Genomic DNA, 25,609 nt, shown 5'->3' on the forward strand with positions numbered 1-25,609 from the left:
GGAAAACTTACGGCCGTGACCTGTTGCCCAACAGAGAGAGATCCCAAGGATGAATCTTGTCTCCATGTTTTGTGCACCCCCAGCACGGTGACCCCACACGTGACAATCCCCTGAGCTCCGCTAGGACAACACCTTGCCGCACAAGATTAAGAACTTTGATGCTCCAACCCGAGGGAACAAACACATCAAGAAGAGATGCTGATTGGTGGTAGATGGTGTCAATGTCCAGAATCCTTCGCTTGTAGTCAATGCCTTCACGGATTTCCATTCGACCCCAACATCCACTCGGGTCTTCGGAAGCAGGGAGAAATCGCCTCAGGAGATCCTTTTGGGAGATGGGAGAGAGCTGCTGATCTTTCCTGGTCTCGTTGACCCCCTGAAGAAGGTCCTTGAGCTTGTTCCAACCCCATGTGGAGTCTGCAAAATTGAAAATTGCAGGGGCTACCAACTTCGGCTCCTCTATCACGGTCTTTCTCCTTTGTCGCCTTTTGGCGGCGGTTGTTGTGGAGAACAAACTGGTCGCAATAACCAGTTTTCCGTGTATATAATAAAACAGTGAAATAGAAATGTCAACTTACTACTATCCCTACCGTGCCCATCCTTTTGCGGTGAGAGCATTCACTGCAGCTTCCTGTTCAGCTTCTTGTTTTGATTTACCATCACCTTCTGCAATTTTGACACCTTTAAGAAACACACCGACAGTAAATTGTTTATCGTGGTCAGGACCTTCTTCTTGCATCGTTTCATACGATGGCGTCACACCTGTTTTATCTTGTGCCAACTCCTGAAAACGACTCTTCGCATCTCGCCACAAATGTTTACCCACAATATCGTCCGTCAAAGGAAGGAGGGAGCGTTCCACAAATTGTTGAGCGGCGGCATACCCACCATCAAGAAAAAGAGCACCCACAAGCGCTTCAAACGCATTTGCAAGAATATACTGTCGCGCACGTCCAATATCTTTTGATTCACCTTTGGAAAGAAGTAAAAACTCATTCACACCCAATTCCATTGCAACCGTTGCAAGCGTTGAGGTGTTTACCAATCCTGCACGATATGATGTTAAATCCCCTTCTGTTTTTTTTGGATATTTTGCAAACAAAAATTCAGTACTTATAAGTTCCAGTACCGCATCGCCTAAAAACTCTAAGCGTTCATTGTGTTGTCCTGTATGTGCATGCGATTCGTTGATGTATGAACGGTGTGTCAGCGCAGTTAACAATATTTTGTCATCGGTAAATGTGTGACCAAGTTTTTCTTCTAGAGGTTTCAGGTTTTTCATAAAAAGTGGAAGTTGGAAGTTAGAGGTGGGAAGTTGGTGATTAGTTTTGGTGATTCGCATTTTGTTACATGCTTCATGCTATATGTTTTCTGTTACATGCTTCATGCTATATGTTTTCTGTTACATGCTACACGTTACATGCTACATGCTACATACTACTTTTGTGATATGAGTGTAATTGCTTTCGTGATAAGTGGCAAAATATCATCGTAAATATTGAGATTGAGAATTTCTGAAATACGAAACCATCGTCCATCATCAAGTCCACCAGATGTGCCGAGTGTTATTTCATGGAATGGTGCTTCGGCTAAAAAGTACATCACTCGCTTGCGTACTTTTCCTCGTTCAGGATGTGATGCAACATATTCATTTGAACCAAGTTCATCTTGAATCGTGACCGGAAGACCGAGCTCCTCTTGAATTTCACGCGCGGTTCCCGCTTTCACATCCTCATTTTTTTCAATCTTTCCTTTTGAAAGTGTCCAGTGCCCGAACACGTCATGCACAAAGGCGACGTAAATATCCTTTTCGTGCTTTGCGTAGACCACGGCACCACCGAGCATCTCCAATGGTAATTCATCGTACGGAACGTCTTTCTTTTTCTTTGACTGTTCGTCTTTGCCTGGCTCGCCCATTTCTTTATATACAGAACCAAGCACGCCGTTCACAAAACGACTCGACGTGTCTCCACCAAATGTTTTGGCAAGTTCAATAGCTTCGTTGATGGCAACTTTTGCAGGAACATGCGCACGGTCACCAAACAATAATTCGTACAGCCCGAGGCGCAGAACACTTCGGTCAACAAGAGAAATTTTATCTATGGGCCACTCGGGAGCTGCTTTTTGGATAATAGTATCAAGGTCGGTTTGTCGTTCAATAACACCATGCATCAGTGCGCGCATAAAATCACGCTCGCCAATACCAGGCGCATATTCCTCAATAGTATTTTGGAGAATCGAATCAACCTCTTTCAGATTAACAGTAGAAAAATCTATCTGAAAAAGAGTTTGAAGAACAACTGATCGTGCGAGATGTCGATTACTCATGTGGTGTGCAACGCTTTTTCAAACGCTGACGATTTTTTCGATGAAACTATTTTACTGTTTTCTTAGTCTCCTCTTTGTCTGCTTTTGGTGTTTTGGCTACAGCTTCTCCACGTGCTCGAATTTTTACTTGTTTGCGACGAAGGGAGCGTTCTTGCTTGCCCTTTGCGTCAAGGACTGTCCGCCCTCGGTAGATACCACACACAGAACACGCTTGGTGTCGGATATGTTTTGAGCCACAAGATGAACACGTTGAAAGACGTGGCTCTGTGAGCGCGTGGTGGGAACGTCGGCTTCCCGTCTGTCCTACTGTATGTCGCATTCGAACGGTCATATGAAAAATACTATAGCACGTCAGATAATTTCATGCAAAAAGAAAAAGCCCGGTGCGGTTTGAACGCACGCGGGCTTCGGCGAAGGACTGTTCGGGTCAGATGAGACCCTCGTTCTGGGCGAGGTAGTAGAAAGCCGGAAGCTTGTTCACCCCCCATGCGATGACCTTCTTGAGTGCCTCCCGATGAGAGTAGACCACCATCTCCCTACTGAGAAGAGAGTGGTCGATCTTGGTCCAGACAGGAGGTGGGAGTGTGTCTCCGTTGTCCTGCTTGACCTCGGTTCGAATATCTCCCTTCCACTTCGTGGCACCCCAGAAATCTCTGAGGGACAAGGGATTGTTGGGGTCTTCACAGCTGACCACTCGCTCTGCATTGAGCGGGGTAATGCCCAGCTCTTCGAGGGATTCACGGCTCACAGCGGAACTCGGAGTTCCGTCGGTATCTTCCTCCATGCCACCCGGGATTTTGGCCTGCGTCCGCCGACCAAATGGAGGAAGAAGAAGAACAAACGGTTCCCCGTTTTCCTCCTTGATGTACGCGATTCCGCAGAACCGAACTGTTTTTCCGCTCATGGCGGCCTCCTTAGAAAAAAGAAGACGCCTGATTAATTCAGGATTCGTCCGAATATATTATATGCTATTTAATATATTTGTCAATACATCGTAAGGTTCGACCTTACGGGCGAGTGTTTTCCGTAAGGTCGAACCTTGAGGACACGAACCTCCTGCAAAACGTCTTTCGGTGTATGGGCGAAAGTCCCCTTTTAAGCAGTACCTGTATGTGTTTTTTGGTGCCATAGCCTTTGTGAACTTCAAATCCGTACTCCGGATACTTTTGGGCAAGTTCCACCATGTATTTATCACGTGTTACCTTCGCCACAATTGAAGCAAGTGCAATTGCAAGTTCTTTCTCATCCCCTTTGATGATAGTTTTTTGATGTATGAACTCTTGTGGTGCTTTTAATCCCCCATCAAGAAGAATCTGTGTGTCCTTGGGCATGTTCACCGATTTCAGAGCGTCAAAAATTCCCTGAGCAATGGCGTGGGTAATTCCCTTTAAGTCTATTGTCCGCTCGCTTACCAATTGTGATGTATACGAGAGTGCGCCTTCTTTTTGTAAGCGCACAATTTCAGAAAACCATACTTCTCGTTTTTTAGGAGAGAGTTTTTTGGAATCGCGCACAATCGGAAATGCTTCTTGAACATCAAGAGAGTGAATTGCGACACACGCCACAGACACTGGCCCCGCCAACGGCCCCCTTCCCGCCTCATCAATTCCAATAACAGTTTGCATCTCGAAATTGTACCACTCTCTAAGTCTCAAGACGTTGCCTTGAGGAGATTTTGACATTTGTCATTTGGATTTTGAAATCTCTCTCCACAGGAAACTTTTCTGAATGGGCGTGTACAATAGGAATATGTCTGCACCCTTCGTCCATTTGCACACACACTCCCACTATTCTCTTCTTTCTGCGCTTCCAAAAATAAAAGCGCTTATTGCGAAAGCGGTTGAATTGAAAATGCCCGCACTCGCACTCACCGATAATGGCAACATGTATGGTGCGATTGAATTTTACAAAGCATGCATTAAAGCAGAAATTAATCCAATTCTTGGTGTTGATTTTTATGTTGCATCTCGCACACGTTTTGACAAAGAAGCGGGCATAGACGCCAAGCGCGATCGGCTCGTTCTTTTGGCAATAAATGATGTGGGATACAAAAATCTCATCAAACTTGTTACCTATTCGCACACCGAGGGATTTTACTATCGCCCGCGCGTTGACCGAGAACTATTGCAGAAATATCATGAGGGACTTATTGCCATTCTCCCCATTTTCAATGGCCCACTTTCAAACGCACTTCGCAACAATGACACAGAGCGCCTGAACAGTGCATTTTCTTTTTACCTTGAGACATTTGGAAAAGAAAATCTCTATCTGGAAATTACACACCATCCCGACGTTGATGGACATGAAGCACTTGTGCAAAAAGTAATTGCACTTGCACGTGAAAAAAACACACCACTCATCGCCAGCAACGATGTCCACTACCTTTCTCCTGAAGATATGCCGGCACGAAAAACACTCCTCTCCATACAATCTGGTTCTGACTTCCGTGGTGGCGGTTTTACGTCTTCAGAGGCCGATTTTTCTTTTCTCACATCCGAGGAAATGTACAAACTCTTCAAGGACACGCCAGACGCACTTGAAAACACGGTCAAAATTACACAGCGGTGCAAAGTAGAGATTCCGCTTGGCAATTGGCTTTTCCCAACCTTTAACATTCCCAAAGGCACCACGTATGGAAGTGAGTTGCGACTGCGCGTGGAGGAAGGAGTGGCACGACGCGAACTCACCAAGTCGGCAGAGGTAACAGAACGACTTGAATATGAACTTACTACCATTATTTCAAAAGGATATGCGCCATATTTTCTCGTTGTGGCAGATCTTTTAGATTACGCGCGGGAACATACAATTTTGACCAACACTCGTGGTTCCGTTGCTGGCTCTCTGGTCTCGTACCTCCTCGGTATTACGACAGTGAACCCTCTTGAATATCAGTTACCGTTTGAACGCTTTCTCAACCCCCTACGTCCATCACCTCCTGATATTGATTTGGATATTGCAGATAACCGTAGGGACGAAATGATTGCCTATGCACGAGAGAAGTATGGGGAGGATAAAGTCGCACAAATTGGAACATTTGGAACCATGATGGCGCGTGGCGCGGTACGTGATACTGCGCGCGCTCTTGGTTTTGATTACGCGATTGGAGACCAAATTGCAAAACTTATTCCAATGGGCTCACAAGGTTTTCCTATGGGCCTGGATCGCGCGATGAAAGATGAGAAAGATTTGAAAGCGCTCTATGACCGTGACGAAGATGCCCATCGCATTATTGATATGGCAAAAAAGATTGAAGGGTGTGCACGACATATCTCCGTGCACGCCGCGGGAGTAGTGATTTCCCCTATCCCGCTTATTGATATTGTGCCAACACAATTTGACCCAAAGGGCGAGGGTAAACTACTCACACAATATGACATGCATGCTGTGGAAGATATTGGCTTGCTGAAGCTTGACTTCCTCGGACTCAAAAACCTTGCCATACTTGCTGAAGCAATTCGCCGTGTGCGAAAGATTTATGATGTTGCTATTGATGTAGAAACACTGCCAATTGATGACACAAAAACATTTGAAATGCTTGCACGTGGAGATACCATGGCGGTCTTCCAGCTTTCAGGTCAGGCAATGACGCAATTTCTTAAAGAGCTCCGCCCCACAAGTATCCACGACATCAACGCTATGGTTGCGCTCTACCGACCGGGTCCGATGAAAAACATTCCTGAATATATTGCACGCAAACACGGAAGGAGTCCTGTGCGGTATATGCATCCCAAGATGAAAGAGTTCCTTGAACGTTCATACGGTATTCTCGTATACCAAGACGACCTCATGACAACCGCTCTTGAAATTGCCGGCTACACGTGGGAAACGGTGGACACGTTTCGTAAAGCAATCGGAAAGAAAATCCCCGTTGAAATGGCAAAACAACACATCATCTTCGTTGAGGGATGTGTTAAAAATTCTGGCATGACCACGGCGCAAGCAGAGGATATGTGGAAACTCTTTGAACCATTTCAAGGATACGGATTCAACAAAGCACACGCCGCAAGTTACGGACGTTTGGCATACCAAACCGCATACATGAAGGCGCACTACCCCACTGCGTACATGGCGGCCGTACTTTCGGCTGACGCGGGAGATGTTGAAAAAATCTCCGAGCTTATTGCTGGATGTGTCTCTATGGGAATTGAAGTACTTCCTCCAGATATTAATGAAAGTTATGGTGTTTTCTCCGTCGTTACAAAAGATCTTGCTGAAGATGGCACAGAGAAAATTCGTTTTGGCCTGCACTCAATTAAAAATCTTGGAGAAGGTATTTCTGACGTTATTATTGAAGAACGCAAGGAACACGGAGTATACGAGTCACTTGAAAATTTTCTTGAGCGTATTCATGACCGTAACCTCAATAAAAAATCTCTTGAGGCGCTTATTCAATCGGGTTCACTTGATCGTTTTGGCGAACGGGGTCACATGCTCGCAAACGTTGTAACGCTCTTGGCTTTTAATAAAGAATCATCTGAACGGGGCAAGGCACAGGAATCACTCTTCGGCGCAGGAACAGCTGGTCCGTTTGTATCACACATACACCTTGCGGATGCAGAGAGCGCGACCCAGACACAAAAACTTGTCTGGGAAAAAGAACTTCTTGGTTTGTATGTCTCTGGCCATCCGCTGGATGTGCACAAAGTATTTCTAGAAAAAGTGCCAACAACTATTGAGAAAATAAAAGCACTTCCTAGTGGTATGACGACGGTTATCTATGGCCTCATTGAAGACGTGCGCCCTATTATGACAAAGAAAAATGAAAAGATGGCGTTTGTGCACATCAGTGATTTTACAGGAACACTTGAATTAGTACTTTTTCCAAAATCGTATGATGAATTCAAAAATATTCTGATTCCTGGAGCGTGTATCGGTGCAAAGGGGAAAATTTCTGTACGCAACGGAGAAATGAGTATGCTCGCTGACAAAGTAAAATTGCTTGGTAATGCGCCCGAAGTAGCGCCCGTTAAATAAAAAACGCCTCAGCCGGTGGCCGAGGCGCTCTGCAGGAAGGATGGTGGCACCAGTAGTGGCCACGCATCCAGATAGAGAGACCAGTCAACAGCTGGTCGCTTTTTTCTTGTGTGGTAAACCCACGAGCATTGCACCGGCAGATAGAAGCGCTTGAAGGCAACGCCCTCAGGAAATCTTTGAAGGAACACGCTATTCGGAATAATGAGAAGCAACTCCTCCTCGCCATCATGCATACAAAACGACACGAAGGTGAAGTCAGAATCCTCGAGCGCTGACCGCGAGACACCCAGCATCGCGTAGTACCTGTCTCCGACCTCACGCATGTTTGTGAGGTGGTGCAGGCGACAATGAAGACCGTTGACGAGAAACCGAGTTCTACTCACGGTCTTCATGCGATTTCCGTATAGCAAGTTCACGCGCTCCACAAAGAACCCGCACGCTCTTGCCTCTGCAAAAACGCGATCCATCAGTTCGCTGTTGACCATGTTCTCCTCCCATAGTAAGAGCAGTTGAAGAGTCTGCCAGAAACTATATACTACAGAGGTAGTACAAGTAATTATTTTGATTATGAATAAACATACCCCAGAAGAACTTGCCCCGATGCGCCACACGCTCTCGCACCTCATGGCCGCGGCAGTTTTAGAAATATATCCAGATGCAAAGCCGACCCTGGGGCCTGCCGTGGACAATGGTTTTTACTACGACTTTGACTTTCCTACCCCAATTGTCGACACTGACCTCAAGGAAATTCAGAAGCGGATGAAAAAAATGCTGTCATCGTGGAAAGAGTTTACACATGAGGAGGTTTCAAAAGAAGATGCACTTAAACGATTTGCAGGGAACGAATACAAAGAAGAACTCATCAATGAGATTGCTTCCCGTGGGGAAAAAATAACACTCTACACATGTGGAGGATTTACCGATTTATGTCGTGGGGGACATGTTGACCATCCATCACAAGATATTGATGCCGACAGTTTCAAAATCTCACATCTTGCCGGTGCGTACTGGCGCGGAGATGAAAAAAATAAAATGCTCACACGCATCTATGGTTTTGCATTTGCAACAAAAGAAGACCTTGAAGCATACGAGACACAAATTGAAGAGGCAAAAAAACGTGACCATAAGAAACTTGGACGCGAACTAGGTTTGTTTATGTTTCACGAGACGGCACCAGGTATGCCATATTGGCTCCCTAAAGGACTTATTGTCTATAACGAGCTAGTTAACTTTTGGCGAGAAGAACACACACGTTTAGGCTACCAAGAAATTGCCAGTCCGCTTGTAAACAAAGCTGAACTCTGGCACACATCTGGGCACTGGGAACACTACAAGGAAGATATGTTTATTGCGGACATGGGAGAAAATGAAGTATATGGAATTAAACCAATGAACTGTCCAAACGCCATGATAGTGTTTCAGTCTATGCAAGTAAGTTACCGAGACCTTCCTCTTCGACTTTCAGACACTGACCGTTTACACCGATACGAGCGTTCAGGAACACTCAACGGTCTCTTGCGCGTTCGCTCCTTCCAACAGGACGATTCTCACAACTTTATCTCAGAGGACATGATTGCATCAGAGTACGAACATATTTTTGAAATATGTAAAAAATTCTATGGTATTTTTGGTCTCGACTACTCATTCCGTATGGGGACACGTCCAGAAAAGTTCCTTGGTGATAAAGAGACCTGGGATAAGGCAGAAGAGGCACTACGAGGTATTCTTGAAAAATCAGATAAAGAGTATGTTGTTGCCGAAGGTGATGGCGCATTTTACGGTCCAAAAATCGATATTATTATGAAAGATACACTTGGCCGTGATTGGCAGATGGGCACCATACAGCTGGACTTCCAACTTCCTCGTCGGTTTGATCTCTCCTATGCCGCTGCAGATGGTACCAAGAAAACACCCGTTGTTGTTCACCGAGTCATTTACGGTTCTCTAGAACGCTTCATTGGTATTATCATTGAGCATTTTGCTGGCGCACTTCCAACATGGCTCTCACCGATACAAATCTCCATCTTGCCCATTTCTGAAAAACATCTCACAAAAGCACGAGAACTAACCACGGCTCTGCAATCAGAAAACATCCGTGTACATTGTGATGATTCAAACGAGACACTTGGCAAAAAGATTCGTACGTGGAAGATAGGAAAAAACCCATACGCACTTGTTCTCGGTGATAAAGAGGTAGAGAGTGGTGAACTCACGCTTGAAAAACGCTCTGGTGAAAAGGAAACCATTTCTCTTGAGGCACTTATTGCAAAACTAAAAACAGAAATCTCAACCCGAGCTCTCTAAACATACAAAAAACCACCAGTTTTTTCGAACGGTGGTTTTTTGTATTTTCGAAAATCTTTAGAAAAGTACCAGGGATCCACCTCCACCAAGAAGAAGTACGAGTGCTCCGGCAAGTAACACAATATCAAATTCCCATCCCATTTTATCCATAGCAGAGAAGGGTACGTGCCACTTTACTAACTTAAAGTAGAGAGCGCCAAGCATAACAATCGCAAGGCCGAGGGCGGATAGTTTAAAAAGAAGACCGGTGATAACACCGAGTCCACCAAGTATTTCAACTAACCCAACAAACAACACCATGCCGGCAGACATGCCCACCATCGGAGCAAGTTTTTTTGCGCTTCTCACTTTTGGAAGCCCGTGGTAGATAAAGACAACTCCCATTGCTAGGCGAAGTGCTAAAAGTCCTAAATTACTGTAGTCCATAGTAAGAGATTAATATATAAAAGATACATCTAGTAGTATACCGCATAAAAGAAAACGCCCCGCATCTCTCTGAACAAATCCAGAAAGGTGTAGGGCGTGAGGTGCAACGGAGAAGAAGAAAACCTACTGGGAGGGCCAGGTGGGCATGAAGCCCTTCGGTTCTGGGATTACTCGACCCGGCGCGAAGGGTGACTCCATCACCGCACCAGTCCACCGAGACATGTCTCCCGTTTCAAAGCCATCCCGAAAGATGTCAGGTGTCCAAAGAACAACGGTTGTCGTCCCGCTGTTCTGGTACCCGTTCACCGAGTACCCGCCAGAGATGATGATGTTCTCCGTACGAATGTACTCGGCGGTCTCGTCGAGAATCGCCTGATCCGGGGTCGTTCCCCCAGGCCAGTATCCGTTCCCGACACCAACGTAGTAGAGCGCATCCAAAACCGTCGAGTCGGATTCGCCGGAATTGTAGACGATGTCGTCACCGCCACCGAGTACCCGGTCGGGACCGTAGTTCACCCCTACACGCGTCGTTCCGTTGAGGGTTGTACCGACGAGGCTACCGATGTAGTTGAGCTGGCCGTCCGAGCTCAGAATGGCGAACTGAACGTTCGCCAAGGTGAACCACTCCAAACCGTCGCCCAAGGCGACGAGCCCGAAGTGCATCCTGTTGCCATACTCGCCGTTGAATGGTGCTGGAGGTTCCGAGATGCCGCGCCACGAGCTGAAGCTCGTGACCATGACGTCGCCCGGGAAGTACCGGACGAGCGCCGAGTACGCTGTTGGGTCCGTCTCGCGGTCTCCAACGACCGAAAGACCGTTTTGAAGCGCGTTCATGGCGTTCGCCAGGTAACCGCTCCAGCTCGGCGAGCCGAAGCCATTCGGCGCCGGCGAAGCATAGACATTGACCAAGATGTCGGCCGATACTGCCGTCGGCAAAGCGACGACGAACAGAACTGCGAGGACTACGACGAATCTCTTCATCTTTCTTCTCCTTGTTGTTAGAGAACAAAAAAGAGGCACGATGCCTCCTCATAACCACAAGAATTCTACATTATTCTCATGTTCTTGTCTAGACCACCCTTCTCTCACCCACGCTCATTTTTAAACTTCTCTCGTTCACGCTTCCGTACTCCTTTTTCGTCAAGACCAAAGTGGTGACCGATTTCGTGCCACAGTGTTTCGTATATAACGTCGGGAAGTGTTTTGCCTAACTCCTGTGCATGCCTTTCCAAGGGTGTTTTGTACAATGTGATAACGTCGGGATACGCAAAACCAGCGTCGTTACTTCGTTTTGTTCTTGGAACGCCGGTGTACAGTCCGAGAAGATCTGACTGAGGAGAAAGCTTCAGTTTTTTCCTCGTTTTTTCATCAACACTTTCTTCAACAAGTATGGCAACATTTTTCACAAGCATGCGAAATTTCTCCGGAAGACGCACAAACGCTTCCTGTACCATGGCTTCAAATTCTTCACGTGAGATTGCTGTCATATGATTTTCCAAAATCACGTCGCGCAAGTGTTGATTCTGCAGAATCATGTCACGTACTGTCCATTAAAACGTGACCAAAAGCGCGACGTAATGAGCGAAATTGTGTCACGTACCTGATTCTGCGGAATCATGTCGCGAGACCGATTCATTAAAATTCATACAACACATCCCAGAAATATTTGATGCGGTCATTTTTTTCTATTTCTATTCCCTCTTGTTTGTAGAGTTTCATGCGTTGTGCCCTGTACTGCTCGTTTATCCAGATTCTCCCATCAGCATATACAATTCTATGAAAAGGGATTGATGCGCCTTCACCCTCTGCTTTTCCAAGTATTGAGGTAATGCTTTGTGCTGACATTGCACCACCACCTGCACTACGTGCAATACGCCCGTACGTCGTCACACGTCCGCTTGGGATTTTTTGTGCAAGGCGTACAACACGTTCGCTAAATGTTGGCCCAAGTACTTTTTTCTTCATACGATTTCACAAAATCGCGTCGCGTAACTGTCCATTGAAACGCGACACCCTTATTCTACCATTCGCGCGCCTGCCTGCCCTGCCTGCCCTGCCTGCCGGCAGGCAGGCGGCAGGCAGGAATTAGGGAATATAAAACGTAAAATATGGAAAATAATAATATGGAATAGAGAAAAGGCCCGAGCGCAAGCGTCGGACCTCTTCAGTAACTACCGGCGACCGGCAATGATACTGGAAAAAAGAACGGAATCTACGTCGACCTCTGGAGCGAACTCCTGAGGATAGATTAAGACGTTGGGAACAGAGCGGCCTATCGCTCTTGGATGATTTTGCGTGTCGCGACCGAAGTCGAGAGCACGTGTCCTGGGTTGGACATCATCCGTTCCCACGAGCCCTGTGTTTCACTGATGTGTCACACAGAACCATTACCGAGTTATTGCAGAAAGGGTGAGCTCCCTGCGATTTCTCGTTTGCCTCTGAGGCGATCGTGACCAATTCCTTTTAAGGGCGCTGGTCTCGTTCGTTGTGATGATGTCTGAAGGGTTTTGAGTCCTCCGAACACCCCACTGTAGAAGTTGTCGATTCTGCCGCAAGCGACAGAGTGCTAGGTCCGACATCTCCTCCTGGTGCAATGGAAACCGAGTTGCTCGCAAGATTGCTCCCGCGTGCTTCTCTCCCATAGTTTCCCTCGGCTCATTCCACGTTGTCTCACATCGACATTCCCTTTGAGGAGAAGCAAACCGAAGTTCGCAGTCATCCCAACTGGACTATCGCGTCTGATGCTAGGCACCGGACTGAAGTGGTTTCAGAGAGAACATTGCACTGTTCTCCTTACCGTGTAACCAATCACTCTCGGTTTGTTGTGGTCCTCTTGCGAGAGCCGTAACGTACCGCATGCTTGGTATGTGAGAAGTATACGGATAGTGAAGTTGTTGTCAATCACATATCTCGTTTCTCAATAAAAAATACCTTTCGTCAAATTTTTTGTTTAAATGCATCCCTGTACCGAAAACAGCACGTTGACATACAGGAGATACCTGTATACTATCCATTTTGGTTCAGGCAAACACTCGGTGGCTTGCTGGTCTTTCTGGGGGCGGGGATGAGCCCAAACCTAGAGAGTTTAAAGGGCGATGAGCCCGAACAGCCAATAGTAGACAGGAAACTGCTACTGTTTCGAGGGTTCAATTCCCTTGGGGTGGCGGAGAGATGATCTTGAGTAGCGTAGACTAGGCGGGAGACGGAGAAGCTTTGGCTCTGGCCAAGGTGGAGTCGCCACTGAAAAACCGCCCTCTCAGGAAATATGCTCGAAGTCGCTTGAACCACAGTGTCACTCTTTCGGGGGTGACATTTTATTTTTTTACATTACTTTTCTCGCCGAAAACAATCAACGGAGTGGTCATTCACCATTCCCGTTGCCTGCATGTGTGCATACACCGTTGTTGAGCCAAGAAACTTAAATCCACGTTTTTTTAAGTCCAATGCAAGCGCATCCGATTCTTTTATTGTTGGTTTGTAGTCCTTGAGTGTTTTTATTTTGTGTTGGATTGGTTTTCCGCCAACAAAACTCCATATATATTTTGAAAACGTGCCAAATTCTTTCTGTACTTCAAGAAAACGCCGTGCATTGTTAATTGCCGCTTCAATTTTTGCACGGTTGCGAATGATGCCCTCATTTGTAAGAAGCTGACGTACTTCCCTTTTTCCAAAAAGTGCTACTCTCGAGGGATTAAACTGCGAAAATGCTTTTCTATAGTTTTCTCTTTTGCGCAACACCGTGAGCCACGAAAGACCGGCTTGTGCACTTTCAAGCACGAGAAATTCAAAAATCTTTTTGTCGTCATATACAGGAACACCCCACTCTTCGTCGTGGTACTTCTCATAGAGTTCGTCACCAATTTTGATCCACGGACAACGTTTTTTCATACACACATTCTACCACTGTAAAAAGAGCCCTAATATAATATAAAAAAGAAAAGATGCCCGACACCATTTTTCATTTTTACTGGCGTTTTAATATATTAGATTGACTCTTCTCGTGCCTCGATAATTTATCTTAATTAATTTTAGAGTTGTAATTATTTAATATTTTTAATTATAGATTTGAATTCAGGCTTATTCTTATAAAAAGTGAAAATTTCCCATTCGTCTATTTCTTTTTTTCCTACGGTTTTTGCCTTGATTAATTTACTTAAATATTTATAAAAATCTTTGTGTTTTTCCAATAAAGCAAATTTACACATCTCAAAATCATCTCTAGTTAAGCTCCAATCTTCTAACAGTAAAACTTTTTCTATATCTTCCAATTTTTTCCCTTGTTTTTTTAATCCAATACAGTAGTTAATAGCTATGTATTTTTTCTCAGAAGCATCTATTTTGAGATTTGAAATAAAATTATATATGGATTTTGTATAATTATATTGTTCATGTTTGACTAAATAATGTAATGGATTGGTTAATAAAAAATTTTTATTTTTTATTTCTTCAGAAAAGTTAAGTTGAGCTTCTTGAATGATATAAGTTCCTATAAAATACAATAAGTAAAGTGAATCGGTAAGATATTTGTCTGTTATAGTTATAGTTTTGTTTGAATTATTTTTTTCGTCTCCATATCTTTTAATATACTCTCGATCCTTTTTTCCTTCATTGTGAACAATAAGATTTCTTATTTTAATTAATTTTTTTAAATCTTCCAAATTTTTACTAATTGGATCTAAATTAAGAGCCATGTCCTTTTTTAAAACTTTTAGTTTTCGATCTAATCCTTTTTCAATCAAAAGAGCTTCAATTTCTCTGTCAATTAGAAATTTTTGGGCCTCTGCTATGTTTTCTATATTTTCTAGCTCTTTATAGTTGATTGACTGATTTTCTAATGATAATTTCTTGTAATTCTTTTTATAATAAAAACTAAATAATTTCGAAAGTAAAATATCTAAAGTTGAAACCATAGACACTATAGTATTTTGTGCAAATAAATGTCCTTGTAATGGTTGTGTCTTTAAAACATCAACAAGTATCTCAGAAACATTACTTAATTCTTTTTTTGAAAATTTAAGTTTTAACTTACCTTTGGCATGATTTTTATTTTCCTTGGCTTTTTTCTTTAATACTTCCAAAAAGGGTTTAAGCTTTTTATTGTCATATTCTTGCGCATGTTTCCCAATTTCTCTAATTGATATTTCTTGAAGAAAAATATTGTTTTCAAAAACATTCTGCATATGTCTAAAAGAATCAATGTTCGTATTTGCCTCCCCTTTGATTAACTTTGTTTGTTGTTTTATTTTTGGTATCTTTTTAGTCTTCATATTTATATGATATATCTTAAGAAATAGGGTCAGGCACCTTTTAATATCCCCACCATACACCCGAAAAACGAAAAGACAATGTGCACGAACAGTGGCAAGATTAAACCTCGCTCACGTAAAACCAAAAAGCCAAGTAAAAGAAAAGCCGCGTCCCGGGAGTTGTATCCGGAAACGCGGTCTCAAAAAAGTGGTCAAACAGAGTCTAGAACGGCAACTCATCCTCCAACTCATCGAGAAGGATTGGCACCAGTGAATTACTGCTTACTTCGGCAATCGCTTGAACACCACCTTCCTCGAGTAGACCACTCCCGATGGCGATGGTTAGCACGATTACCTCATCACCGTGTTCAGGGAACCCAGAGAATGCAATGACAAGATTGCCGGCTCTGATACCACCGCCGTAGTGCTTCGGCTCAGTGTTGAGGTCGCGGCTCTGCCAAGCACTCACGTGGCCACGATTCTCCAGGAGTCGCTTGCCCTTGTCGAGAGCATTGGCGAGACACCGGCCCCGCCGAGCAACGTCATTCATGTTGCCCACCAGAGCAGAAAGTACTGGTGATGCGTCCGGACCGGCGTCGTTATCAAAAACGCACAGATAACCGCCAAGATTCCCGTCCTCAACCATCTGGGAAAGAGTCCTGGAACCAAGCGCCCTTTCAGCGAGCCGGAGAATTTTACCCAAATTTGGATATATCACGTAGACCTCTCCTTCTTCGGTTTAATCCTAGGAACCGCCTAGTACGGGTTCACACCTGCCGTGAGTATACTCACAAGGACAAATTTGTAAAGAAAAGAATCATGTGACCCTATCGGGATTCGCCTCTCGCCGTACTCGGCTCGAAACCTTCGGCGTCTCTTCGACGCCTGCGGCCCGCGGTTCGAATCCCTGGACTCACAAAAGAAAATACCCCAGATGAACTGAGATATTTTCTTTCGCGTGTGACCTCATCGGGATTCGAACCCGAGTTTACACCTTGAGAAGGTGACGTCCTGGACCAGGCTAGACGATGAGGCCGTGTTGCACAGGATAACGAAAATAAGAACATCAGGCAAGGAATATTCTTTTTGATTGACTAAAAAAAGTCTATGTATAGTATACCTATAGACACGTTCACAAAGTGCAACCAAGGGGGAGTCCAAATGAACAGTCTCACCGCTCTGATGTTTGTGGTGTACTTCGGCTTCATCCTTGCCGTAGTGAACATCAAACCACTCTCAGATGCACTCATCGGCACCAACCAGGATACGGGAGAAAGTCATCCTGTGGCACTCCGGATCATCGGAGGCGCCGTCTACTTCCCGATCTGTAGCGTCGTGCTGTTCTGTCTGGGATGGTTGATGCTGAAGTTGGGGGGATTCATGCTTCTCCCCTTCCAGTACCTGTACAACCTACTCCCTACGACGTAGACATCGCGAAGTTCTTGGGAGGCGGCAACCGAGCATGGTTGCCGCTTTTCTATTACATTGATTTTGTTAGAGTTTTAAACTCTAACAGGATTGACAACTTCTGTTTCAGGTAGAGAATGGGTCTAGAAACAAAAGGAGGAGGTACCCAATGCTTCCAATGAAATTTCCTGTAGGAACGGTAGTTGAAGCAGTTCTCCATCACAGTATGGGTGATGTTGGCGTTGTAGTGAGTGCTGTAGAAAAAACATCACCTGGCTACAAGAATGGTGAGCTCTTTCTCCAGTACACATTCAAACTCTTGGGCGACAACGGCACACGCGAAATGCCTGAGTTCTGGCTCAAGCAGTGCGAGAGAAAGTAAGGCCCGACACGATGGTTTGTGCCGGGTTTCTGTTTTTATCTTTCTGTCCACCTACAACCTGTTCGCGTAAGCGCTCACAACGGTTGTTGCTCGCCAAATGGCGAGCACCAGATTAAAAGATAAGCAGTTATCTTTTAATCCACCTCCTTTCGGTCGGATATAAATCTCCACAGGAGATCTATATCCACCTACGGTCTACTTCGCCTTGCTCAGTAACGACCGTTGCACTTCGTGCACCGGAGCAAACGCTAAGCAGTTAGCGTTTGCTCCATTCTGTCCCCTGTCGTACTAAAAGTGAATCTGCTTGCTCTGGGTGTGCAAGAAGTTCTTTGGTAACGTGTTCAACGCGCACCGATTGAGAACCTTTGAGTAATACAACATCACCCTCTTTTAAAATACTTTTTACAAAAAGCCCCGCCTCTTGAGAAGCATCAAAACTTTCAACTCGCATCACACCAGTATCTTTTGCACTTTGTACCGCACCTCGCATGCGACTACCGACCGTCACCAACACATCAATACCCGAACACCACGTCCCAACATCCGCATGCGCACTTTCTGAAAATTTTCCAAGTTCCATCATGTCTCCCAAGACAGCGATTTTTCGTTTTCCTTTAATATCCTGCAGTGTTTTGAGAGCACTCTCTACGGCAACAGGAGATGCGTTGTACGTATCATCTATCAAGGTTGCATTGTGAAGCCCTTTGAGAAGACGCATGCGCCCCGGGGGAAGCACCACAGTACGTAAGGCATCCGTTACACCTACCAAGTTGAGTCCTTGAGAAAGTCCAAAAGCACATGCAGCAAGACATGGATACATGAGATGTTGCCCCACAACACCACGTAGTTCAAAGGGAACGATGTTGCCCCCATGAATTATTTTAAATGCGCATCCTGTTGGTGCTCCTGTATCGTCATACACAACAGAATAGAAATCGCCCCGAACATCTGCGTTGTCATTGCGCCCGTAGGTGAGTGTTTTGTGTGTTGAAGCATCTTTCAAACCTAGCACCTGTTCGTCATCATAGGAGAGGACGAGTGTTCCTTTTTGGCACAGACCATCAATAATCTTCTTTTTTTCCTCAAACACTTCCTGCGGAGAAGAAAAAAATTCAACGTGTACGGGAGTAACGCCCACATGCGTGATAATCGCACTATCAAGGCGTACCCACGATACTGAACGCTTCATATCCCCTGGGTGATCTACCCCCATTTCAAGAACAAGCCACTTTGGATATGGTTTTGAAAAAATAATAAGACCTATACCATGAAAAAAAACCTGTAGCCACCCCGAAGCACTCCCCCACGCAGTTTCGCATCCAAGTACCGTCAGAGGAATACCGAGTTCCGAGTTATAACTTTTTTCACTTGCGCGCACTGAACCAAAAAGTGTAGCAACACTGGCAACAGCATCTTTGGTTGAGGTTTTACCAACACTTCCTGTGATACCAACGATGTACGGCGCATACTTCGCCAAAATAATTCGCGCCTCAAGTGTGAGGAGGATAACAACTATTTTTTTAAAAAAAGATTTAATCATGTTTCTAGAGCTGTTGTCGGTCGGGTGGAATTTGATAGTAGTTTATGAGGAAATCAACAGTATCCATGAATGGCAGAGTAAATGTTTGCGAAGCAAATGTAGTACCGTGCGGTTCTTCGGCAAAGAAGAACACGAGAAACCTCGGCTGGTATGCGGGAAAGTATCCGAAGAACGAGTGAAGGAATCTATCGTCATAGTAGCCACTACCACCCTTTTTTGCAATTTGAGCCGTTCCTGTCTTTGCAGCTATTGCATAGGTGTCTTTTTTGACTGTTCCGCCGAGTAAGTATGTATCAACAACCTCTACAAGCATTCGTGTGATTGTTTCACTTGTTTTTGGTTGTATAACTTGTTTCTCTTCTGGGTGTGTGGTCATTTTTGAAAAACCGAGATCATAGACAATCTCCTGAACCACGTGCGGAGAAATAAGTTTTCCTCCATTTGCGAGTGCAGAGAGCGCTCGTACCATAGCAATTGGTGTCACCGCAATTCCTTGTCCAAATCCTGCGGTAATGTGTTCTATATCACGAGATGTATCAAGCGGTTTTAAATTACCCGGAACTTCTCCAGGAAGATCAATTCCTGTTTCTATTCCTAAACCAAAATTGTTCATGTACTGCGTAAAGCGTTTGTTCCCCAATCGTGAAACGACATACGCCATACCAGTGTTGAGTGAATTACCAAGCACTTTTTGCATACTTGTGTTTGGCCCCCGACCTTTGAGGTCATAGTTCCAAATTGTGTATCCGTTTGCCTCCACAAATCCCTTATCGGTGTACGTTGTGTCTGGCGTTACCACACCAGCATCCAAACCTGCTGCCATGGTGATTGGTTTCATAATAGAACCCATTTCAAATGTCCCTTCTACAATAGGATTTCCAAATACCATTGGATCTGTAACACCTGAAAAATCATTCGGATTAAACGTCGGCAAAATCGCAAGTGCATAGATAGCTCCTGTTACTGGATCAATGATGATTCCACCGAGCGTCTTTGGGGTAAGCTCTTTGTCTACTTTTACAAGAACATCTTCAAGAAACCCCTGCACATTAGGTTCAATCGTCGTAACCACATCACCTTCCCCTTCTTCGTTTTGCGTACGGGCAACATCTTGTACGGTGGAAAAAATTTCAACAAAAATATTTTTGTACAACTTTTTGTCGTTTCTCTGTAACAAACGTTCGTAATATTTTTCCAAACCATATCGTCCTGCAAATTCATCCCCATTAAATCCAACAAACCCGATGGTGTTTGCGGCACGTTCTTCACCTGGGTACAAACGCCATCGTTCTTTTTCAAGAGTTACTCCATCAATATCAAGTGCAAGTAGCACGTCGGCGGTTTTTTGGTCAAGACGATGTGCGACAACCGCGTAGGTATCATCTGTTTTATCTGCGTATGACAAAAAGGTACCTTCATCTATATCAACAAGAGTGCTTATTTTTGTGTATGCATCTTCTGCATCTGTTATTTGTGATGGATTGAGCGTCAAAGCAAAACCAGAGCCAAGTGTTGCGGCAGAAACACGTTGACCATTTTTATCCTGAAAAAAGATTGACCCTCTATTAAAAAGCCCGCCGCTCGGGCGTGTATATTGATGATTTGCCTCTTCCAAAAACTCATCTCCGTGTACCACCTGCACAAGATACAACTTAGTGGTAAGACCAAGCGCAAGAAAAAAAAATATAACAAAGAGAACCCGCCCTCGTTTGCGTAAAATATCACTAGTATGCGCGGTCATGCAAGGTTAGGGTTTGGGCTTGTCGGGAAACAAAGAAAGAAACATCTGTATCTATAAAGCCACGCAGGTGCGCTTCATCTAACGTCAACAGACCCATTCGACGCATATAATCACTTTCAAGCGTACTCACAGAAGCTGATACATCCACCATATTCTGTTCAAGAGTTTCTTGAGCAACAATTCGCGCATAGGTTTGAAATTCTAATACGCCATACATTGCAATCATACCAACGAGTATCAGACATAACCCAGCGATGGTTTTTTTGTAGAACGTATTGAGTTGGAAGAGATCGCGGACCATATATGTGGGTAGAAAGTAGTAGGTAGTAAGTAGTAGGTAGAATGTTGGGAGTTGGGGGTTGGTAGATAGTAGTTGGTATGTGGGGAGTGGGTGTATGAGTTTGTTTCGTATTTCGAGATTCGAATTTCGTGCTTATTTCTCTAGTATTCTTAACTTTGCGCTGCGTGATCGTGGATTTCGTCGTACTTCGTCAAAATCTGGAGGAATGGGCTTCTTGGTTATTCGGGTACTTCCCTCTTTTTCTTTTTCTTTAAAAAACTCCTTTACCTTTCTGTCCTCTAAACTATGAAAACTGACAACTGCCATTCGCCCTCCTTTCTTTAAAACTGTGTACCCTTTCGCAAGACCCCCATCGAGTGCTCCGAGCTCATCGTTTACCGCAATTCGTAGTGCTTGAAATGTCTTTGTTGCTGGATGAATAGGTCCTCCTTTGTATCCCAAGGCTTCCGTGATGATCTCAACCAATTGTGTTGTTGTCTCAATCGAACTCTTTCGTCGTGCCTCAACAATTGCTTTTGCAATTTTCTTAGCATTTCGTTCTTCGGCGTACCCAATGAGCACATTTGCAATCTCGTCTTCTTTCCAAGAGTTCACAATATCTTTCGCGGTGAAGTGTGATGAGTCCTGTTTTTCTTGAAACGTCATAAGAAGCGGTTCGTCGCGCATAAAACTGAATCCTCGTCCTGACTCTTCAAGCTGAAGCGAACTGAGTCCGATATCAAATGCGATACCATCAACTTCAGAAATACCCAGTGTGGCAAGTGCTTCATCCACATCACGAAAGTTTGCGTGAACTAAGTGAAGTGTGCAGGCAACATCGGCGAGTGTTTCTTTTGCCGCCCTCAGCGCTCCCTCATCTTGGTCCAATCCGATAACGACACCTTTTGGACCAACTACATCACACAGTGCTTTTGTGTATCCAGCGCCACCAACGGTTGCATCGACAACGGTCGCACCTTTACTCAAGGCCAATCCTTCAATCACGTGTTGTAAAAGAACAGGAACGTGGGTCATAGTTTCTCTAGCTTCGTTAGCCGTGCTAGCTTCATTAGCTTTGGAATCTCAAGCTAGCGAAGCTAATATAGCTAGTGAAGCTCATCATAGAGCTCCTATACCACCGAGATGTTCAGCAAGCATATCTGCTTCCTTCTCGATGCGGTGCTTGTATGCATCCCACGCTTTCTCATTCCAAATCTCCGCTCGTGTCTGCACACCCGTTACCACGACCTTATTTTTCAAATCAGCGAAGTCCTTTAAAAAGTCGGGGATGAGCATGCGACCAGCACCATCAACATCAACCTCCACCGCACCAGAGAGCATGAATCGTGTGAACCCTCGCATACTTGCTTGACCCATACCAAGTTCACCAAGCCGTCCAGAAATGTTTTGCCACTCTTTGTGTGAATAAATAAATAAACATCCTTCCAACCCTCTCGTAATCACTAATTTTTTTCCAAGCTCCTGACGAAATTTCACCGGAAGCGAAAGTCGCTTCTTGTCGTCCAGTGTGTGAATGTATTCGCCGATTAACATGGATTAGCTTATTAACTTGTAGCTTGTAAGAGGTTGGGGGGAAAAATAATTTGGAATTGGGAAAGACGAGACATTGGGGAAACTCGATTATTTCGAGCTTCCCACTTTGTCCCACATGATTAGTATTGTATGCCATCCTTTCCCACATGCAAACATAGTTATCCACTTTTGTAGACGCGAAAAAGGGGCGTCCGGAGCTGATTGCTCTCTGGACGCCCCCTGCGTTGAAACCTACTTGTCGGAGTCGACTTGCAACACCCCGACCGAAAGAACCTCCCTCGCACGGGCAATCTCCTCGTCGCGAGCGCGGACACGTTTGGCGTAATCCTGTGACCACTCCCTGAAGTTATCCGCCCTCCAGAACTCCTCTGTGAAGATGACGCCCGATGGACAGGACTTCTCGTCGGTGGCATCACCTTCATACTTGAGGTAGAAGGTATTCCAGATACGCTCTTCGAGGCCGAACGTCCTGGTCTGACTCTGGATGGCAACGATTGTTGCCGTTCCACCGACCTCGATGTAGCAGGAATCGCCGAAGGTGTAGGTGCGACCCCCATAGATGATGGGGTCGGGATTGGTGACCTTGACGTCGTGCCGAACGGGCACCAACTGGTGTTCGCCAACCTTGAGCCCCTCGACCGCCGCCGCTTTCTCCTTGGCGATCTTCGCGAGTTGGTCCGCGTAGTCACTCGCTGTGCACCCCTTCCAGATGAGCAAAGCGAACAGGGCGAGACAAGTCACCGAAAGCTTCCAGAGCCGGGGCTTGTACTTCTTCTTCCACTCTTCGAGGCTCGAGATTGCGGTGGTGGCATTCCACCTATCCCCCTCAACCCGCCTCAGCTCTCCCTTGAGCCTGTTGTTCTCCCCCTCGAGGAGCTTGATCTCCATCTCGGAAACGGAAAGCTTGGACTTCTCTTCCGGCGTCTTGTGAACTTCGTCCATTTGAATCTCCCTTCGGTTGTAGGTTTTGCGAGGAAACACTCCTCGAACTTCTGAGGTTTATTATAGCAAAAACAAAGTATTTGTCAAGTATATAGAAAAAGGGCCACCTTGCGGCAGCCCCTCAAATCCACCACTACTCAGAGAACCGTCCACAGAATGGTAACCGCGAGCCAGCTCACCTCGTTCCCCATTTCACTGAGGACGAGACCGCGCAGTTCACGACTCCAGCCACGGCGCGCTGCCACGAAAAGCTGCGCCATTCTGGTTAGAATCGTCATGTGTCCGACGACAATCATGATGATTCCGATACCAGGAGCGCCACCGACGATGGCAATCTTGATTGCTTGCCCAATCTGTGGGGTCACTTTGAACAGCAAGGACAGACACCCTCGCATAATACCATCGCTCGACGAGAGCTTCTTGATGTGGGCAAAAACCCACAGCCCGAAGATTCCGAGACAAAGTGCGACGGCAATGGCCGAATCCACTCGTGACCACTCGTTCAAGCCACCCTTCGCGAAGAAAAGCGTGAGATTTGAACTCCAGAGGATAACCCAGAGCGTGTAAACAAACACCACCTGCTTCTCGGCGCGTGACTTGTTACCTCGATGTGCACGAAGTGCAAGGATGAGATTGATCACAAGAAACATCTCAACCCCGAGAAACATCGTGACGAGAACCCCATGCACCGAGTTCTTTGCCATGTGGAGAAACTGACCGATGTTGAAGAACATCGTGAGAACGACCTGCGCTACAAAGAACAGGTCCCCTACGAAATTCCTTTGGTTGTTCACCCCTCTCCTCCTTACGCAGTTAATCCCGCAAAATGTTTTTTATCGTGACGAGCAAAATGCTCGATTGTTTTTTCTCTGAAATAAGTTGTCAATTGTACACACCCAAGGGCAAGTATAGCAGATATTAGGTATTTGTCAATACCCTTCTACTGCTCACTTCGTGGACGCATGAGTGGAAAAATTTGTCCTTCACGAACATTCAAATTCATAAGAAAACTAAAGAGTCGTTCAGAAACGCCAAAACCAAATGTTGGTGGCATACCGTATTCCATTGCTTCAACATATTCCATATCTGCCATTTGTGCTTCTTCATCACCTTTATCACGCAACGCCTGTTGTTGAACAAAACGTTCACGTTGATCAATTGGGTCATTGAGTTCACTAAATCCCTTCCCCATTTCAGAACCTGCAAGAATAACTTGGAATCGTTCAACTGTCGCATCATCATCTCGTGAACGCTTTGCAAGAGGTTCAAGATATACAGGAACTCCGATAAGAAATGCTGGGCCACCAATTGTTTTTCGAATATTTTTCCACAACCCATCTACCGCACGCTCTTTTGATTCAGGGGTTGGCATATGTGGGTTTGTTTTTTTGTAGAGTGCAATCGCATCTTCTTCGACGACTTTCCGTGGGTCAATTCCATACTCTTTTTGAATACGTTCGCAGAAATGTATGCGTGGCCACTCATTATTCAAATCAATCTCAAATTCTCCAATCGTAAACTTTGTCGTACTAAATGTTTTTTCTGCGACCGTTCGATACAAATCCTGCACTAACAGCATCCCTGTTTCAAAATCAGCATATGACTCATAACTTTCAAGTTGTGTGTAGTCCTGTAAATGTTCTGCGGACATTCCTTCGTTGCGGAAAATGCGTCCGATCTCAAATGTTTTTGGAATACCTGCAACCATCAACTTTTTCTGCCACAATTCTCCTGCTGAAATACGCAAAAACACATCAATATCAAGAGCATTGTGGTGTGTGATAAACGGACGTGCTTCAGCACCTCCGGTAATTGTTTCAAGAACCGGTGTTTCTACTTCTGTATATCCACGTTCAAGATAAAACGTTCGCATGGCATTCCAAAAAATTGAACGCTTTTCAACAACTTGTCGCGCAGTATCGTTCGTTAGAATATCCAAATAGCGACGGCGGAGTCGTTCTTCTGAGTCAGTAATACCAACCCATTTCTCAGGAAGTGAGCGGAGTGATTTTGAAAGCATTGCCCACGAAGACACGAGCACACTTGGTTCGCCTCGTTTTGTTTTTGTTGGAACACCTGAGAGGTCAACAAAGTCACCGACATCAACGATATCAACAAAAAGTGCAAACGCATCGCCAAGCATATCCGCTTTGAAATATCCTTGAATTTTTCCTGTGCCGTCAAAAATATCCGCAAACAACATTTCCCCATGTTCGCGGATTGCCATCACTCGTCCTGCAACCGTTGTTGGCGCTCCATCAACTTTTGAATCAAAATCAATCAGTAAATCACCGATGGTTGTTGTGCGCGAGGAAACGGCCGGATACGCTGGAATACCCTTTTCTTTCAAAAGGGCGAGTTTTTTGAGTCGGTCATTTCGAATATCTTCAAGGGACATAAGTCGCATAACATGTAACACGCAACATGTAACACACTATTACATACTTCACGGTTCATGTTTTTTGCTACATGCTTCATGATTCAT

General features: G+C 45.1%; 26 protein-coding genes and 1 tRNA gene. 4 read left to right on the plus strand and 23 right to left on the minus strand.

The window, feature by feature from the left end; genetic code table 11:
• Positions 1–7 precede the first annotated feature (7 nt).
• From NUW02_00140 to NUW02_00165, 6 genes are all read right to left on the minus strand, one after another.
• The gene (locus NUW02_00140; GenBank protein MCR4274450.1) at positions 8–268 is read right to left on the minus strand and encodes a hypothetical protein; all 261 of its coding nucleotides are present in this window, start codon (positions 266–268) and stop codon (positions 8–10) included.
• 318 nt (positions 269–586) lie between these two features.
• Positions 587–1,282, minus strand: a complete 696-nt coding sequence (rnc, locus tag NUW02_00145) for a ribonuclease III (protein ID MCR4274451.1) — start codon at positions 1,280–1,282, stop codon at positions 587–589.
• 155 nt (positions 1,283–1,437) lie between these two features.
• Complete coding sequence (gene nusB / locus NUW02_00150; protein ID MCR4274452.1) at positions 1,438–2,328, minus strand: transcription antitermination factor NusB; 891 nt, start codon at positions 2,326–2,328, stop codon at positions 1,438–1,440.
• Positions 2,329–2,374: 46 nt separating this feature from the next.
• Positions 2,375–2,659, minus strand: coding sequence for a 50S ribosomal protein L32 (gene rpmF, locus NUW02_00155; GenBank protein ID MCR4274453.1), 285 nt, complete (start codon positions 2,657–2,659; stop codon positions 2,375–2,377).
• 96 nt (positions 2,660–2,755) lie between these two features.
• Positions 2,756–3,232, minus strand: a complete 477-nt coding sequence (locus tag NUW02_00160; protein MCR4274454.1) for an NUDIX domain-containing protein — start codon at positions 3,230–3,232, stop codon at positions 2,756–2,758.
• Between the two features lie 103 nt (positions 3,233–3,335).
• Entirely contained in the window at positions 3,336–3,953 is a 618-nt protein-coding gene (locus tag NUW02_00165) for a ribonuclease HII (GenBank protein MCR4274455.1), read from the minus strand.
• A gap of 124 nt (positions 3,954–4,077) precedes the next feature.
• Between NUW02_00165 and dnaE the strand changes: the two genes are divergently transcribed.
• A complete protein-coding gene (gene dnaE / locus NUW02_00170) occupies positions 4,078–7,302 on the plus strand; it encodes a DNA polymerase III subunit alpha (GenBank protein ID MCR4274456.1) in 3,225 nt (1,074 codons plus the stop codon).
• Between the two features lie 8 nt (positions 7,303–7,310).
• Here the strand turns inward: dnaE and NUW02_00175 are convergent, their stop codons facing one another.
• The gene (locus NUW02_00175; GenBank protein MCR4274457.1) at positions 7,311–7,718 is read right to left on the minus strand and encodes a hypothetical protein; all 408 of its coding nucleotides are present in this window, start codon (positions 7,716–7,718) and stop codon (positions 7,311–7,313) included.
• 151 nt (positions 7,719–7,869) lie between these two features.
• On the opposite strand from NUW02_00175, the gene thrS reads away from it, so the two are divergent.
• Positions 7,870–9,606 carry a threonine--tRNA ligase gene (gene thrS, locus NUW02_00180; GenBank protein ID MCR4274458.1) on the plus strand — a complete coding sequence of 579 codons (1,737 nt, stop codon included), beginning with the start codon at positions 7,870–7,872 and terminating at the stop codon, positions 9,604–9,606.
• 57 nt (positions 9,607–9,663) lie between these two features.
• On the opposite strand, the gene NUW02_00185 is transcribed toward thrS, so the two are convergent.
• The 8 genes from NUW02_00185 to NUW02_00220 form a co-directional block, all read right to left on the minus strand.
• Positions 9,664–10,032: a DoxX family protein gene (locus tag NUW02_00185; protein MCR4274459.1), complete on the minus strand. Its 369-nt coding sequence runs from the start codon at positions 10,030–10,032 to the stop codon at positions 9,664–9,666.
• A 123-nt stretch (positions 10,033–10,155) separates the two neighbouring features.
• On the minus strand, positions 10,156–11,013 hold the full coding sequence (locus NUW02_00190; protein ID MCR4274460.1) for a hypothetical protein: 858 nt from the start codon (positions 11,011–11,013) through the stop codon (positions 10,156–10,158).
• Positions 11,014–11,117: 104 nt separating this feature from the next.
• Positions 11,118–11,519 carry a metallopeptidase family protein gene (locus tag NUW02_00195; protein MCR4274461.1) on the minus strand — a complete coding sequence of 134 codons (402 nt, stop codon included), beginning with the start codon at positions 11,517–11,519 and terminating at the stop codon, positions 11,118–11,120.
• Positions 11,520–11,667: 148 nt separating this feature from the next.
• Positions 11,668–11,997 carry an MGMT family protein gene (locus NUW02_00200; protein ID MCR4274462.1) on the minus strand — a complete coding sequence of 110 codons (330 nt, stop codon included), beginning with the start codon at positions 11,995–11,997 and terminating at the stop codon, positions 11,668–11,670.
• Between the two features lie 1,362 nt (positions 11,998–13,359).
• Entirely contained in the window at positions 13,360–13,920 is a 561-nt protein-coding gene (locus NUW02_00205; GenBank protein ID MCR4274463.1) for a DNA-3-methyladenine glycosylase I, read from the minus strand.
• A gap of 152 nt (positions 13,921–14,072) precedes the next feature.
• Complete coding sequence (locus NUW02_00210; protein ID MCR4274464.1) at positions 14,073–15,299, minus strand: hypothetical protein; 1,227 nt, start codon at positions 15,297–15,299, stop codon at positions 14,073–14,075.
• 202 nt (positions 15,300–15,501) lie between these two features.
• Positions 15,502–15,747, minus strand: a complete 246-nt coding sequence (locus NUW02_00215; protein ID MCR4274465.1) for a hypothetical protein — start codon at positions 15,745–15,747, stop codon at positions 15,502–15,504.
• Positions 15,748–16,239: 492 nt separating this feature from the next.
• Positions 16,240–16,314: transfer RNA gene (locus tag NUW02_00220), tRNA-Glu, on the minus strand.
• A gap of 71 nt (positions 16,315–16,385) precedes the next feature.
• Between NUW02_00220 and NUW02_00225 the strand changes: the two genes are divergently transcribed.
• Together NUW02_00225 and NUW02_00230 are read left to right on the plus strand one after the other, a co-directional pair.
• On the plus strand, positions 16,386–16,706 hold the full coding sequence (locus NUW02_00225; GenBank protein MCR4274466.1) for a hypothetical protein: 321 nt from the start codon (positions 16,386–16,388) through the stop codon (positions 16,704–16,706).
• 157 nt (positions 16,707–16,863) lie between these two features.
• A complete protein-coding gene (locus tag NUW02_00230; protein ID MCR4274467.1) occupies positions 16,864–17,067 on the plus strand; it encodes a hypothetical protein in 204 nt (67 codons plus the stop codon).
• Between the two features lie 256 nt (positions 17,068–17,323).
• On the opposite strand, the gene NUW02_00235 is transcribed toward NUW02_00230, so the two are convergent.
• The 8 genes from NUW02_00235 to NUW02_00270 form a co-directional block, all read right to left on the minus strand.
• The gene (locus NUW02_00235) at positions 17,324–18,607 is read right to left on the minus strand and encodes a UDP-N-acetylmuramoyl-tripeptide--D-alanyl-D-alanine ligase (protein ID MCR4274468.1); all 1,284 of its coding nucleotides are present in this window, start codon (positions 18,605–18,607) and stop codon (positions 17,324–17,326) included.
• Positions 18,608–18,611: 4 nt separating this feature from the next.
• Complete coding sequence (locus NUW02_00240; protein MCR4274469.1) at positions 18,612–20,348, minus strand: penicillin-binding protein 2; 1,737 nt, start codon at positions 20,346–20,348, stop codon at positions 18,612–18,614.
• Positions 20,332–20,649, minus strand: coding sequence for a hypothetical protein (locus NUW02_00245; GenBank protein MCR4274470.1), 318 nt, complete (start codon positions 20,647–20,649; stop codon positions 20,332–20,334). Before NUW02_00245 ends, NUW02_00240 begins: the two co-directional genes overlap by 17 nt.
• A 132-nt stretch (positions 20,650–20,781) precedes the next feature.
• Positions 20,782–21,663 (minus strand): 16S rRNA (cytosine(1402)-N(4))-methyltransferase RsmH, encoded by an 882-nt coding sequence (gene rsmH, locus NUW02_00250; GenBank protein MCR4274471.1) that lies wholly within the window; start codon positions 21,661–21,663, stop codon positions 20,782–20,784.
• An 84-nt stretch (positions 21,664–21,747) separates the two neighbouring features.
• Positions 21,748–22,182, minus strand: a complete 435-nt coding sequence (mraZ, locus tag NUW02_00255) for a division/cell wall cluster transcriptional repressor MraZ (GenBank protein MCR4274472.1) — start codon at positions 22,180–22,182, stop codon at positions 21,748–21,750.
• Between the two features lie 231 nt (positions 22,183–22,413).
• Positions 22,414–23,124, minus strand: a complete 711-nt coding sequence (locus NUW02_00260; protein MCR4274473.1) for a hypothetical protein — start codon at positions 23,122–23,124, stop codon at positions 22,414–22,416.
• A 137-nt stretch (positions 23,125–23,261) separates the two neighbouring features.
• Positions 23,262–23,828: a hypothetical protein gene (locus tag NUW02_00265; protein ID MCR4274474.1), complete on the minus strand. Its 567-nt coding sequence runs from the start codon at positions 23,826–23,828 to the stop codon at positions 23,262–23,264.
• A 236-nt stretch (positions 23,829–24,064) separates the two neighbouring features.
• Complete coding sequence (locus tag NUW02_00270) at positions 24,065–25,531, minus strand: lysine--tRNA ligase (protein ID MCR4274475.1); 1,467 nt, start codon at positions 25,529–25,531, stop codon at positions 24,065–24,067.
• Positions 25,532–25,609 lie beyond the last annotated feature (78 nt).

The sequence above is a fragment of the Candidatus Campbellbacteria bacterium genome (assembly GCA_024653945.1).
Taxonomy (GTDB): Bacteria; Patescibacteriota; Minisyncoccia; order Phycocordibacterales; family EsbW-18; genus EsbW-18.